This window comes from Streptomyces sp. NPDC058674 (assembly GCF_042716505.1).
Taxonomy (GTDB): Bacteria; Actinomycetota; Actinomycetes; order Streptomycetales; family Streptomycetaceae; genus Streptomyces.
This window is the reverse complement of the sequence record NZ_JBHXSC010000010.1, coordinates 45,032-59,222: the sequence shown is the minus strand read 5'-3', so window position 1 is coordinate 59,222 and position 14,191 is coordinate 45,032. Positions and strand designations below refer to the sequence as shown.

At 73.9% G+C, this 14,191-nt stretch carries 8 protein-coding genes; 4 read left to right on the top strand and 4 right to left on the bottom strand.

Features of this window, described 5'->3' with window-relative positions; all coding sequences use genetic code 11:
* Positions 1–19: 19 nt before the first annotated feature.
* A complete protein-coding gene (locus ACFWU6_RS08145) occupies positions 20–529 on the top strand; it encodes a pyridoxamine 5'-phosphate oxidase family protein (RefSeq protein ID WP_383810805.1) in 510 nt (169 codons plus the stop codon).
* Here ACFWU6_RS08145 and ACFWU6_RS08140 read toward each other — a convergent pair.
* The 4 genes from ACFWU6_RS08140 to ACFWU6_RS08125 form a co-directional block, all read right to left on the bottom strand.
* Positions 522–1,817 (bottom strand): DUF1906 domain-containing protein, encoded by a 1,296-nt coding sequence (locus ACFWU6_RS08140; protein ID WP_383979340.1) that lies wholly within the window; start codon positions 1,815–1,817, stop codon positions 522–524. The genes ACFWU6_RS08145 and ACFWU6_RS08140 overlap by 8 nt on opposite strands.
* A gap of 395 nt (positions 1,818–2,212) precedes the next feature.
* Positions 2,213–3,673, bottom strand: a complete 1,461-nt coding sequence (locus tag ACFWU6_RS08135) for a glutamate synthase subunit beta (RefSeq protein WP_383810799.1) — start codon at positions 3,671–3,673, stop codon at positions 2,213–2,215.
* Positions 3,666–8,213 carry a glutamate synthase large subunit gene (gltB, locus tag ACFWU6_RS08130; protein ID WP_383810829.1) on the bottom strand — a complete coding sequence of 1,516 codons (4,548 nt, stop codon included), beginning with the start codon at positions 8,211–8,213 and terminating at the stop codon, positions 3,666–3,668. The genes ACFWU6_RS08135 and gltB overlap by 8 nt, the downstream gene beginning before the upstream one ends.
* Positions 8,214–8,586: 373 nt before the next feature.
* Complete coding sequence (locus tag ACFWU6_RS08125) at positions 8,587–9,318, bottom strand: VIT1/CCC1 transporter family protein (RefSeq protein ID WP_383810797.1); 732 nt, start codon at positions 9,316–9,318, stop codon at positions 8,587–8,589.
* Between the two features lie 269 nt (positions 9,319–9,587).
* Between ACFWU6_RS08125 and ACFWU6_RS08120 the strand changes: the two genes are divergently transcribed.
* The 3 genes from ACFWU6_RS08120 (at position 9,588) to ACFWU6_RS08110 (ending at position 13,529) form a co-directional block, all read left to right on the top strand.
* Entirely contained in the window at positions 9,588–10,574 is a 987-nt protein-coding gene (locus ACFWU6_RS08120) for an ADP-ribosylglycohydrolase family protein (RefSeq protein ID WP_383979337.1), read from the top strand.
* 467 nt (positions 10,575–11,041) lie between these two features.
* Positions 11,042–12,376 (top strand): ADP-ribosylglycohydrolase family protein, encoded by a 1,335-nt coding sequence (locus ACFWU6_RS08115; protein ID WP_383979458.1) that lies wholly within the window; start codon positions 11,042–11,044, stop codon positions 12,374–12,376.
* Between the two features lie 7 nt (positions 12,377–12,383).
* Entirely contained in the window at positions 12,384–13,529 is a 1,146-nt protein-coding gene (locus ACFWU6_RS08110) for an ADP-ribosylglycohydrolase family protein (RefSeq protein WP_383810791.1), read from the top strand.
* Positions 13,530–14,191 lie beyond the last annotated feature (662 nt).

Below are 14,191 nucleotides of genomic sequence, written 5' to 3'. Positions count from 1 at the left end.
CGAGGGGTTTCATGTCGGCATGACGATCACCAACTGGGCCGCCTTCGAGAAGGCCGAGCCGGAGTTCGCGAAGGCGGTCCGGGACCGCTTCGCGCAGTACGCGCACCACGTCCTCGCCACCCTCCGCAAGGACGGGTCCCCGCGCGTGGCCGGGCTGAACGTCGAAATCCGCGGCGGGGAGCTGTGGCTGGGCATGATGCCGGGATCGATGAAGGCCCGGGACCTCCAGCGCGACCCGCGCTTCGCCCTGCACACCAACCCGGGCGAGGGCGAGACCCTGCCGGACGGGGACGTGCGGGTGTCGGGGCGGGCCGTGGAGATCGTGGACCCGCCCGAACTGCACCGGTACGCGGAGGAGACCGATTCCCCGCACCCCTTCCACCTCTTCCACGCGGACCTGACGGAGGTGGTCCACATCGGCGTGGAGGGCGAGGAACTGGTCGTGCGGGCGTGGACCCCGGCGGGCGGCCTGCGCACCATCCGCCGGGGCAACGACGACGAGCCGGCCCGGGAGGACCCGGTCAGCTGAGCGGGCGGGGGCTCCCGCCGCGCCCGAGCGCGGTGGGGTCGACGTCCACCCAGTTGCGGTCGATGTTGATGGTCACCCCGCCGTACGAGGCGTGGTGGTCCCCGCGGAACTGGTGGGCCCGGCGCCGCCCGGCCCACTGGGCGGTCCCCTTGGGCAGGCCCAGCTCGGCGTTGGCGACGGAGGCGACTCCGTTCCAGCGGGCCACCCACAGCACGTCCGGCATGGCGCCGGGGGCCTGGTGGTGGTGGGCGCTCAGCGCCTTGACGCCGGAGCTCGCCGCGACGTAGGCGCCGGAGCGGTAGCCCCGCTGGTGCAGCCGGACCGTCCAGGCGGTCAGGTAGGAGACGACCGGGCCGTCCCAGGTGGCTCGGTCGGAGTAGCTCTCCAGGTCGTTGTAGAGCACGGTGCCCTTGGGCAGCCCCAGCGACCGGGCGGCGTCCGCCGCTCCGTCGGCGGCGGAGCGGCCCTGCTCGTCGGCCTCGGAGGCGTCGGTGGACAGGCCCGTGCTGGAACTGCGCCAGGGCTGGGGGCCCACCCAGATCGGCATCAGGTGCCAGCCCGCCTCGGCCTGTTTGCGCACCCAGGCGGCCGTGAGCCGCGGCTGGGCGCAGGCACGGGCGCGGCCCCCGATGTAGACGCCGACCGCGCGGAAGGGGGACGCGGCCCGCCAGGCGTCCATGGACCGCTGGGGCGGGGCCGTGCAGGCGTCGAAACCCTGGCCGGTGAAGGGTTCCTGAGCGGTGCGCAGGGCCGCGGTGGCGGCCGTGGCCGCGGCGGGCGCCGGCACGGGGCGCTGGGTTCCGGGGGCGGTACGGGCCTGCGCCAGGACCTCCCGTACGGCGTCGGGCGAGGCCCCGTAGGAAACGGTGGCCATGATCCCGGAGCGGCGCAGGGCGTAGCGGAGCTCGTTGCTGTCGGAGCGGGCCGGGACCTCGGGCAGGGCCTTGACGGAGTCCACGGCGACGGTGGGGACGTCGGCGCGCGGCGGGGCGCCGTCGAGGGGTTCGAGGTGCAGGGTGTCGGCGCGGCGTACGGCGGCCCGGCCGGTGCAGTCGGCCTGGGTGCCCGCGGGGCCGAGGTAGAGGGTGGGCAGGTCGAGGCGCAGGCAGGCGTCGGGGTTCCGGTCGAGGTCGACGACCCGCCAGTCGGCGGGAAGGGCGAGGCGCAGCCCGCGGTAGTCGACGGTCCGCGCCTCGGCGGCGGCCGTGACCGTGGCGCCGGCGAGGGGGAGGGGGAACAGCAGGGCGGCGCCGATGAGGCCGCTCAGCAGCGTGCGGGTGGGAGCCATGGTGCCGATAGGTACCAGACGGGCACCCGCCTCGACGCAGGCCCGTACCGGGGCGGATGGTCCGTTCGGCCCAGGTCGCGCGCACCGGGTCCGGCCGGGCCGCCGCGAGCCGGTCCTCCGCGACCGGCGGTGCGACCGGCGGCAGCGGCGTCTCCCACGGCCCTCGGCGTGCGTCACCCGCACGAGCGAATCGGGCTCGGCCCCGTCGAACCTGCTCCAGGATGGCGCCCGGCACGCCACCGCGCCCGCTATCCCTGGTCGGGGACATAGCGGGCGCGGTGTCGGAGTTCCGTACACCGTTGTACGGACCGTATGAGGGGTCCCGCCCGTGCGGGCGGGGGGCCTCCCTCGCGGGAGGACCCGGGGGCCGTCGCGGCCCCCGGGGCGGGGCAGGGTTACACGGTCAGCGAGCGGTCCGTCGGCTTGACCGGGTACGGCAGGGCGCTCGTACCCGTCAGGAAGCGGTCCACACCGCGGGCGGCCGAGCGGCCCTCCGCGATGGCCCAGACGATGAGCGACTGGCCGCGGCCGGCGTCGCCGGCGACGAAGACGCCGTCGACGTTGGTCGCGTAGGAGGCGTCGCGCTCGATGTTGCCGCGCGCGTCCAGTGCCAGGCCGAACTGCTGGACCAGCCCGTTCTCCTGGTCCGTGCCGGTGAAGCCCATCGCCAGGGTGACCAGCTGCGCCGGGAGGACGCGCTCGGTGCCGGGCTTCGAGGTGAGCTTGCCGTCGACGAACTCCACCTCGGTGAGGTGCAGCGACTGGACGTTGCCGTCCTCGTCGCCCTCGAAGTGGGTGGTGGAGACGGAGTAGACCCGCTCGCCGCCCTCCTCGTGGGCCGAGGTGACCTTGTACAGCATCGGGAACGTCGGCCACGGCTGGCCGGCGGTCCGGTCCTCCGAGGGGCGCGGCATGATCTCCAGCTGCGTGACCGAGGCCGCGCCCTGGCGGTGGGCGGTGCCCACGCAGTCCGCGCCGGTGTCGCCGCCGCCGATGACCACGACGTGCTTGCCCTCGGCGGTGATGGGGGGCGCCATGAAGTCGCCCTCCTGGACCTTGTTGGCGAGCGGCAGGTACTCCATCGCGAAGTGGATGCCGTTCAGCTCGCGGCCCGGGACCGGCAGGTCGCGGGAGACGGTCGCGCCGGCCGCGATGACGACCGCGTCGTAGCGCCGGCGCAGCTGCGTAGCGTCCAGGTCGCGGCCGATCTCCACACCGGTACGGAACTTGGTGCCCTCCGCGCGCATCTGCTCGATGCGGCGGTTGATGTGCACCTTCTCCATCTTGAACTCGGGGATGCCGTAGCGGAGCAGGCCGCCGACGCGGTCGGCGCGCTCGTACACGGCGACCGTGTGTCCGGCCCGCGTCAGCTGCTGGGCGGCGGCGAGCCCCGCGGGGCCCGAGCCGATGACGGCGACGGTCTTGCCCGAGAGGCGCTCCGGGGGCTGCGGGGTGACGCCGCCGTTGTCCCAGGCCTTGTCGATGATCGAGACTTCGACGTTCTTGATGGTGACCGCGGGCTGGTTGATGCCCAGGACGCAGGCCGACTCGCAGGGAGCCGGGCACAGGCGGCCGGTGAACTCCGGGAAGTTGTTCGTCGCGTGCAGCCGCTCCGACGCCGCGGTCCAGTCCTCGCGGTAGGCGAAGTCGTTCCACTCGGGGATCAGGTTCCCGAGCGGACAGCCGTTGTGGCAGAAGGGGATGCCGCAGTCCATGCAGCGGCCGGCCTGCTTGCTGATGATCGGGAGCAGCGAGCCCGGGACGTAGACCTCGTTCCAGTCCTTCAGCCGCTCCGCGACGGGACGGGTGCAGGCGGTCTCGCGGGTCGTGGTGAGGAAGCCCTTCGGGTCAGCCATGGGTCGCCGCCTCCATCATCTTCTCGGTGGTCTCGGTCTCCGAGAGTCCGGCCAGCTCAGCGGCGTCCTTGGCGGCGAGCACTGCCTTGTACGTGGTCGGGATGATCTTGCTGAAGCGGTCCGCCGCGACGGACCAGTCGGCGAGGAGCTTCGCGGCGACGGTGGAGCCGGTCTCCTCCTCGTGGCGGCGCACGACATCGTGCAGCCACTGCTTGTCCGTGTCGGACAGGACGGTCTCGACGGCGTCCGCGTTGCCGAGGTTGACGTTGTCCGGGTCGAGGTCGATGACGTACGCGACGCCGCCCGACATGCCGGCCGCGAAGTTGCGGCCCGTCTCGCCCAGGACGACCGCCCGGCCGCCGGTCATGTACTCGCAGCCGTGGTCGCCCACGCCCTCCGAGACGACCAGCGCACCGGAGTTGCGGACGCAGAAGCGCTCGCCGGTGCGGCCGCGCAGGAACATCTCGCCGCCGGTCGCGCCGTAGCCGATGGTGTTGCCGGCGATGGTCGAGTACTCGGCGAGGTGGTCGGCGCCGCGGTCCGGGCGGACCACGATCCGGCCGCCCGAGAGGCCCTTGCCCACGTAGTCGTTGGCGTCGCCCTCGAGGCGGAGGGTGATGCCCTTCGGCACGAAGGCGCCGAAGGACTGGCCGGCCGACCCGGTGAAGGTGAGGTCGATGGTGTCGTCGGGCAGGCCCGCACCGCCGAACCGCTTGGTGACCTCGTGGCCGAGCATGGTGCCGACGGTCCGGTTGATGTTGCGGATCGCGACCCGGGCGCGGACCGGCTGGGCCTCCTCGGCCGAGGCGGCGTTCAGCGCGTCGGCCGAGAGCTTGATCAGCTCGTTGTCCAGGGCCTTCTCCAGACCGTGGTCCTGCTCGATCAGGGCGTGGCGGACCGCGCCCTCGGGCAGTTCGGGCACGTAGAAGAGCGGCTCCAGGTCGAGGCCCTGGGCCTTCCAGTGCGTGACGGCCTTGGTGGTGTCGAGGAGTTCGGCGTGGCCGACGGCCTCTTCGATCGTGCGGAAGCCCAGCTCGGCGAGGATCTCGCGGACCTCCTCGGCGATGAACTCGAAGAAGTTGACGACGAACTCGGGCTTGCCCGAGAAGCGCTCGCGCAGGACCGGGTTCTGCGTGGCGATGCCGACCGGACAGGTGTCCAGGTGGCAGACCCGCATCATGACGCAGCCGGAGACGACGAGCGGCGCGGTGGCGAAACCGAACTCCTCGGCGCCGAGCAGCGCGGCGATGACCACGTCGCGGCCGGTCTTGAGCTGGCCGTCCGTCTGGACGACGATGCGGTCGCGCAGTCCGTTGAGCAGCAGCGTCTGCTGGGTCTCGGCGAGGCCGAGCTCCCAGGGTCCGCCCGCGTGCTTCAGCGAGGTGAGCGGCGAGGCGCCCGTGCCGCCGTCGTGGCCGGAGATCAGGACGACGTCCGCGTGCGCCTTGGAGACGCCCGCGGCGACCGTGCCCACGCCGACCTCGGAGACCAGCTTCACGTGGATGCGGGCGGCCGGGTTGGCGTTCTTGAGGTCGTGGATCAGCTGGGCCAGGTCCTCGATGGAGTAGATGTCGTGGTGCGGCGGCGGGGAGATCAGGCCGACGCCCGGGGTGGAGTGCCGGGTCTTGGCGACCCACGGGTAGACCTTGTGGCCGGGCAGCTGGCCGCCCTCGCCGGGCTTGGCGCCCTGCGCCATCTTGATCTGGATGTCGTCCGCGTTGACCAGGTACTCGCTCGTCACACCGAAGCGGCCGGAGGCGACCTGCTTGATGGCGGAGCGGCGCGCCGGGTCGTAGAGGCGGTCCGGGTCCTCGCCGCCCTCACCGGTGTTGGACTTGCCGCCCAGCTGGTTCATGGCGATGGCGAGGGTCTCGTGGGCCTCGCCCGAGATGGAGCCGTACGACATGGCGCCGGTGGAGAAGCGCTTGACGATGTCGGCGACCGACTCGACCTCGTCGACGGAGATCGGCGGGCGGGCTCCCGCCCCGTCGGTCTTGAACCCGAAGAGCCCGCGCAGCGTCATCAGGCGCTCGGACTGCTCGTTCACCCGGTCCGTGTACTGCTTGAAGATGTCGTAGCGGCGGTTGCGGGTGGCGTGCTGGAGGCGGAAGACCGTCTCGGGGTCGAACAGGTGCGGCTCGCCCTCGCGGCGCCACTGGTACTCGCCGCCGATCTCCAGCGCGCGGTGCGTGGCCGCGATGCCGGAGGCCGGGTAGGCCTTGGCGTGGCGCGCGGCCACCTCCTTGGCGATGACGTCCAGGCCGGCGCCGCCGATCTTGGTGGCGGTGCCGGCGAAGTACGCGCCGACGAACTCCTCGTTCAGGCCCACGGCCTCGAAGACCTGGGCGCCGCGGTAGGAGGCGACGGTGGAGATGCCCATCTTGGACATGACCTTCAGGACGCCCTTGCCCAGCGCGTAGATCAGGTTCTTGATGGCCTGCTCCGGCTCCAGGCCGGTCAGGAAGGTACCCGCGCGCAGCAGGTCCTCGACGGACTCCATGGCGAGGTACGGGTTGACGGCGGCCGCGCCGTAGCCGATCAGCAGCGCGACGTGGTGGACCTCGCGGACGTCGCCGGCCTCGACCAGCAGGCCCACGCGGGTGCGCTGCTTGGTGGCGATGAGGTGGTGGTGCACCGCGGAGGTGAGGAGCAGCGACGGGATCGGCGCGTGCTCGGCGTCCGAGTGGCGGTCCGACAGGACGATCAGGTGCGCGCCGTTCGCGATGGCCGCGTCGACCTCGCCCCGGATCTCGTCCAGGCGGGCGGCGAGCGCGTCGCCGCCGCCGGAGACCCGGTAGAGGCCGGAGAGCGTCGCGGCCTTCATGCCCGGCATGTCGCCATCGGCGTTGACGTGTATGAGCTTGGCCAGCTCGTCGTTGTCGATCACCGGGAAGGGCAGGGTGACGCTGCGGCAGGACGCGGCGGTCGGCTCCAGCAGGTTGCCCTGCGGGCCCAGCGAGGACAGCAGCGAGGTGACGAGCTCCTCGCGGATGGCGTCCAGCGGCGGGTTGGTGACCTGCGCGAAGAGCTGCGTGAAGTAGTCGAAGAGCAGTCGGGGGCGCTCGGACAGGGCCGCGATCGGGGAGTCCGTGCCCATGGAGCCCAGGGGCTCGCCGCCGGTGCGGGCCATCGGCGCGAGGATGACGCGCAGCTCTTCCTCGGTGTAGCCGAAGGTCTGCTGGCGGCGGGTGACCGAGGCGTGGGTGTGCACGATGTGCTCGCGCTCGGGCAGGTCCGTCAGCTCGATCTCGCCGGTCTCCAGCCATTCGGCGTACGGAGCGGCGCCGGCCAGCTCGGCCTTGATCTCGGAGTCCTCGATGATCCGGTGCTGGGCGGTGTCGACGAGGAACATCTTGCCGGGCTGCAGGCGGCCCTTGCGGACGACCTTGGCCGGGTCGATGTCGAGCACGCCGACCTCGGAGCCGAGGACGACGAGGCCGTCGTCGGTGACCCAGTAGCGGCCGGGGCGCAGGCCGTTGCGGTCGAGGACCGCGCCGACCTGGGTGCCGTCGGTGAAGGTGACGCAGGCCGGGCCGTCCCACGGCTCCATCTGCGTGGAGTGGTACTTGTAGAACGCGCGCAGCGCCGGGTCCATGGAGGTGTGGTTCTCCCACGCCTCCGGGATCATCATCAGCACGCTGTGCGGCAGGGAGCGCCCGCCGAGGTGGAGCAGCTCCAGGACCTCGTCGAAGGAGGCGGAGTCGGAGGCGTCCGGGGTGCAGATCGGGAAGATCCGGTCCAGCGCGCCCTCGCCGAAGACCCCGGAGGCCAGCTGGGACTCGCGGGCCTTCATCCAGTTCCGGTTGCCCTTGACCGTGTTGATCTCGCCGTTGTGCGCGACGAAGCGGTACGGGTGGGCGAGCGGCCAGGACGGGAAGGTGTTCGTCGAGAACCGGGAGTGGACCAGGGCGAGCGTCGACGCGAAGCGGCGGTCGGAGAGGTCCGGGAAGAAGGGCTCCAGCTGGCCGGTGGTCAGCATGCCCTTGTAGACGATGGTGCGCGCGGACAGCGACGGGAAGTAGACCCCGGCTTCGCGCTCGGCGCGCTTGCGCAGCACGAAGGCCTTGCGGTCCAGCTCGATGCCGGTACTCCCGTTGCTCACGAAGAGCTGCGAGAAGGCCGGCATGGTGGCGCGGGCGCCGTTGCCGAGCAGGTCCGGGGTGACCGGGACCTCGCGCCAGCCGAGGACCGTGAGGTCCTCCTCGGCGGCGATGGCCTCGATCTGCGCGACGGCCTGTGCGGAGTCGTCGGCGGGCAGGAAGGCGATGCCGACGGCGTACGCGCCGGCCTCGGGGAGCTCGAAGCCGGCCACCTCGCGCAGGAACGCGTCCGGCACCTGGCAGAGGATTCCGGCGCCGTCGCCCGAGTCGGGCTCGGAGCCCGTCGCGCCGCGGTGCTCGAGGTTCCGCAATACGGTCAGCGCCTGCTCGACCAGCGTGTGGCCGGCCTCGCCGGTGAGGTTGGCCACGAAGCCGACGCCGCAGGCGTCGTGCTCGTTGCGCGGGTCGTACATGCCCTGCTGGGCGGGGCGACCGTCCATGGGCGACCAGGCGTTGGTGCTGGAGCCGGTCGCGGAGTGCGTGGATGCGGAACGCATCGGCTCTCCCGTCGTCGTCGTGGCATATGTGCATAGCCGAGGGACGACGTTGGCCCTCTGCGAAATTTCGTGCAGATTACATGATGACGACAATCCCGAGAAGCGGATACGTCATTCCAGCATGCGGACACTGCGCGAGGCAGAAAGAGGGGACCCCGGCGGGTCGATCAGGTGGTGATCGCGGGCCGAAGGTCCCGACGCGAGGGGGCATCGTTGCCCGGCGCCTGGAAGTGATTCCCGGCGGCCACAGGATCGAAACCGCCGAGTAACCGACTACTTATGTTGCGTACTGCATAGTGTCTCACTCTCTGCGCGGTCAGCCTACGGCCCCACCGATCCAGGTTCCCAGGATGTACGTCACACCCGCCGCCGCGCCACCCAGGACGAGCTGGCGCAGGCCGCTGTACCACCAGGACCGGGCGGTGACCCGCGAGACCACCGCGCCGCAGCCGAAGAGTCCCGCCAGGGCCAGCAGCACCGCCGGCCACAGGGACACGGAGCCGAGGAGGTACGGCAGCAGCGGCAGCAGGGCGCCCAGCGCGAAGGAGCCGAAGGAGGAGACCGCGGCGACGAGGGGCGACGGCAGGTCGTCCGGGTCGATCCCGAGCTCCTCGCGGGCGTGGATCTCCAGCGCCTGCTCGGGGTCGCGGGACAGCTGCATGGCGACCTCGCGGGCGAGGGAGGGCTCGACGCCGCGGGAGACGTAGAGCTCCGCCAGCTCCTCCATCTCGTCGACCGGGTGCTTGCGCAGCTGCTGCCGCTCTATGTCGAGCTCCGCGAGGACCAGCTCGCGCTGCGAGGCGACGGAGGTGTACTCGCCGGCCGCCATCGAGAAGGCGCCGGCCGCCAGACCCGCCAGGCCGGTGATCACGATGGTGTGCGGGGCGACGGCGCCGCCGGCCACACCGGTCATCAGGGCGAGGTTCGACACGAGCCCGTCCATGGCACCGAAGACCGCCGGGCGCAGCCATCCGCCGTTGACGTCGCGGTGGGTGTGGTTGTCGCGGTGGGCGGTGTGCAGCGGCGCTTCGACGTCGATGATGGACATGGTGCGTTCTCTCCCCTTTTGCGTGCGGGGGCATGCCGAACGGCCTCGCGGTCGACGCGCGGACACCCACTCCCCCTAAACACCTCGAAACTACGCACGATTTTCGGCGCCCGCCAGCAAGGAAGGCCGTACTTACCTGCGGTTTTGCAGATCGGCGACCGGGTGACGGGAGCCGTCGCGGGGTGTTTCGCGGCGAGCGACAAACCACATGCCATGGCACAAATCCCCCAAGGGCTCATCATGAGTCCCATCAAGTGGAGAGGCGCGCCATGGAGCTGATTGCATGCAATCCGCAGGTCCTCCTCGAACGGGCCAGGGGCGCTCTTCTGGGACTCGCGGTGGGTGACGCGCTGGGCGCCCCCGCGGAGAACATGAAGCCGTCAGAGATCCGGGCGAAGTGGGGCCGCATCGAGGGTTTCGTGTCGGACGACCCGGCGGGTACGGACGACACCGAATACGCGATCTTCTCCGGGCTCCTGCTGGCCCGGCACGGCACGGCCCTGACGGTCTCCCACGTGGAGCGGGCCTGGCACCACTGGATCGCGGACCTGGACGAGGGCCCCTTCCGCGGCGCGGGCTTCTCGGAGCGCGGCACGCTGGAGAACCTCCGCCGGGGGCTCGCGGCCCCCATCTCCGCCCAGCACCGCCACGCCTGGTCGGACGGCCTGGCGATGCGGGCGGCCCCCTTCGGGGTCTTCGCGGCGGGCAGGCCGGCGGAGGCCGCGCGGCTCGTCGCGATCGACGGGTGCGTGAGCCACGACGGCGAGGGCATCTACGGCGGGCAGGCGATCGCGGCGGGCGTCGCCGCGGCCATGGCGGGCGGCTCACCGGCCTCCGTGATCTCGGCGGCGCTGTCGGTCATCCCCTCCGACTCCTGGACGGCCCGCTCCCTGCGGCGGGCGGTGACGGCGGCGCCGCGCGGTGAACGGGCGGTCCGCTCGGCGGTCGTCATCGGCGGCTACCCGTGGACGGACCTGGCGCCGGAGGCGGTGGGACTGGCCTTCGGGGCGTTCGCGGCGTGCCGGGGCGACTTCCCGTCCTCCGTGCTCACCGCGGTGAACATGGGCCGCGACGCGGACACCACGGCGGCGGTGGCCGGCGCCCTGGCCGGCGCGATGTCGGGCGCCGCGGCGATCCCCGCCGCCTGGGCGTCGGCCATCGGCCCGGTGCGCGGCAGCTGTCTGCCCTCGATGCGGGGCTACCACGTCCTGGACATCGCGGACCTCCTCACCCCCGAATACGAGGGCCCCAGATGACCCCGCCCCCCTACACCCCGGACCCCCAGACCCCGCCTCCGCCGCCTGCCGCGCCGCCCCCGGCGGAACGCCCGCCCGCGGACCGGGCCGAGCCCGGACCGGACGGCGCGGGCCCGGCCGACACCGGACTCGCCGCGGGCCCGCTCAACGCCGGACCGACCGACGCGGACCCGCTCGACGCCGGACCGGCCGACGCCCCGCTCCCGCAGCCCGCACTCCGCGCCCCGGCGCCACCGGGCCGGCGCCCCGGGATCGGGGACCTGCCCCCGATCGGCGGAACGGCCGCCGCCCGGCCCATCCCACCCCCGCCGCCACGCACGGACCCGCCCGTCACCACCCCACCGCCGTGCACGAACCCCTCCGCCACCACCCCACCGCGACCCGCAGGCCCGGGCACCTCCGCCACCCCGACCCCGCCCCGCACGAACCCGGCCACCCGGACCGACACCGCGGCCCCGACCGCGGACATGCCCCGCACGGCCGGGGACCAGGCTGCGGACCTCGGAGCCGCGCCCGCCCCGGAGGCGCCGGTCGTCGGGGACCCGCCCGCCCCGCCGCGCGCCACCCCCACCCTGCCCGGACCGGACACCGAAACCCCGCCGAGCCCTCCCACGCCAGCCCCCCGCGCGGGAGTCCGTACCGCCGAGCACCCCGCAGGGGACCTCGCAGGGGACCTCGCCCCCGACCCCCGCCGCATCGAAGGGCTCCTCCTCGGGCTCGCCGCAGGCGACGCGGCCGGCTGGCCCGCCGCCCGGCACCGGGCCAGCCGCATGCCCGAGTGGACCCGCCGTCTCACCCGCGAGCTCGACACCTTCGCCGAGCAGAACGCCACCACCACCCTCCCCGTCCCCATCGCCCTCAACCAGCCCCCGGAGCCCCTGCGCCTGGGCCCGAGCGACGACGCCGAGTGGGCGGCCTTCGCCGCCGAGTCCGTGCTCACCGCCGCCGGCGTCCTGCTCAGCGACCTCTCCCGGTCCCGCCGCATGCGCGCCGCCATCGACCTCGCCTGGAACGCCCTCGCCTCCGAGGTCGCCGCCGCGGCCGAACGCGCCCCCGAGGTGGAATCCGCCGTCCTCCCCCTCCGCGCCCGGATCTCCGTGCGCGCCGGGCTCGGCAACCTCGCCGCCGGGCTGCGGCCCCCCGCCACCGGCCACGACAACCCGCACTACTTCGACGACGCCGCCTGCATCCGCGCCTGCGTCCTCGGCGCCGTCCACCCCGGCTCCCCGGCCGCCGCCGCGGACCTGGCGGAGTTCGACGCGCGCTACACCCAGGACGGCGACGGCGTCCACGGCGCCCGCGCGATGGCCGCCGCCATCGCCACCGCCCTCGCGGGAGGCGACGTCGACGCCGCCGTCGAGGCCGCGCTCGCCCAGCTCCCCGAGGCCACCGAGATCGGCCGCAACGCCCGCCACGCCGTCGAGCTCGCCCGTACCCGCGGCGACGGCGGCGCCTTCTCCATCGTCCCCGTCCTCGAACACGAGATCGTGGACCACGTCTACAGCTACGGCATCGCCGCGGCCGAGACCGTCCCCGTGGCCCTCGCCCTCGCGACCGCCGCCCGCGGCAGGGTGGCCGAGGCCGTGCCCTCCGCCGCCTGCCTGTCCCGCGTCGCGGACTCCGCCCCCGCCCTCGCCGGCGCGCTCACCGGAGCGCTCGGCGGCGGCGACTCGATCCCCGCCGCCTGGCGCGAGGCCTGCCGGACCCTCTCCGGCTGCGCCCTCCCCCGCCTCGCCGGCACCGACCTCGTCGAACTCGCCGCGCTGCTGGCGGGCACGGAACTCACCTCACCCAAGGGATGATTCGGACATGACGCTCACGTTGGAGGACCGGGCCCGCGGAGCCCTCGTCGGAGCAGCCGTCGGCGACGCGCTCGGCGGCCCGGTGGAGGGCTGGACCCCGGACCAGATCGTGGAACGGCACGGCGGCCGCGTGCACGGCATCGTCGGCCCGTGGCACGACGACTGGCGCACGGCCCGGCCCATCGCCCCGTACCACAAGGGCGACGGCCACGTCACCGACGACACCTTGATGACGCACGCGCTGGTGCGGGTCTACGAGGCCGTACGGGACCACCTCGACGCCTACTCGATCGCCGACCACCTGGTCCCCGATCTGATGGGGAACCCCCGGTGGATCCCCGAACTCGAAGCGGAGGCCCTGCCCTTGCAGCGGATCTTCCTCGCCGAGAAGTGGATCGTGGCCCGGCTGCACTACGCACATGTGGACCCGCGCGAGGCGGGCAGCGGCAACATCGTCAACTGCGGGGCGGCGATGTACATGGCGCCGGTGGGCATCGTCAACGCGGGCAACCCGGCGGGCGCGTACGCGGAGGCGCTGGACGTCGCCGGGGCGCACCAGTCCTCGTACGGGCGGGAGGCGGCGGGCGTGTTCGCCGCGGCGGTGGCGGCCGCCTGCGTCCCGGGCGCCACCGCCGCCTCGGTGGTGGACACCGCCCTCGCCCTGGCCAAGGACGGCACCCGCGCGGCCGTCGAGGCGGTCTGCGAGGTGGCGCGCCGCCACCGGGACTTCGAGTCGGCACTGGTCCCGCTCCGGACCGCCGTGGCCCCCTACGACTCGGTCGGCCCGGACTACCGCGCGCCGTCGCTGGGGGCGCGGCGCCCGTCCCGGCTGCACTCCATCGAGGAACTGCCGGTCGCCCTCGGCATGCTGCTGATCGCGGACGGAGCGTACGAGGCCTCGGTCCTCGGCGCCGTCAACTACGGCCGCGACTGCGACTCCATCGCCACGATGGCGGGGGCGATCGCGGGAGCCCTGGGCGGCGAGGCGGCGGTCCCCGAGGCCTGGGCCAAGCAGGTCGCCGAAGCGAGCCGCCTCGACCTGCACGCCCCGGCCGCGGCGCTGGCGGAGGTGGCCCGGGAGGTCTTCGCGCTGGACCGCTCCCGCCGCCGGGCCCACGAGGCGGCCTTCACCGCCCTCGCGACCTCCCGGTGACCGCCCGCGCACGGCCCCCGGAACCCACCCCGCCCCCCGCGGCCGCCGAACCGCGCACGGAAACCCGCCCGACCCGCCCGACCGCACCCCCGGCCACCCGCCCGGACCCCGCACCCCCCGGCGGCCCCCGGACGCGGCCCGACCCAACCCCCACAACCACCCGTCCGGGCGCCGGGGTCCACACCCCGACGGGCCCGGCGCACGGACGGAACACCCCGCACACGGCCCCCGGCGGAGCCCCCGCACGCCCCGACACCCCGGAACCAGAGCCCGCACCAGAATCGGCAGCCGGACCGCACGCGGCCCCCGGCAGGGCCACGGCAACCCCCGGCGACCCGGGAACGGAGCCCGCTCCAGACCCGGCGCCCGGACCGCCCACCCCACACGCGGCCCCCGGCCGGGCCCCGGCACCCCCCGGCGGCGCCCGGCACGAGCCGGCCGAGCGGCACACCCCACACGCGGCCCCCGGCGGAGCCCCCGCACCCCCCGGCGGCGTCCGGCACGAGCCGGCCGGGACGCAGCCCGCCGCCCCGCCCGCCGGACGGCCCGTACGGCTCACCTGGGCGCAGCCCGAGGACCTCGTCGGGCACGAGCTCCGGCAGGCCGCCGAGGACGGCCGGGACGCGGACGCCGTCCGGCGGACCTGGCGGGCCGCGGGCGGT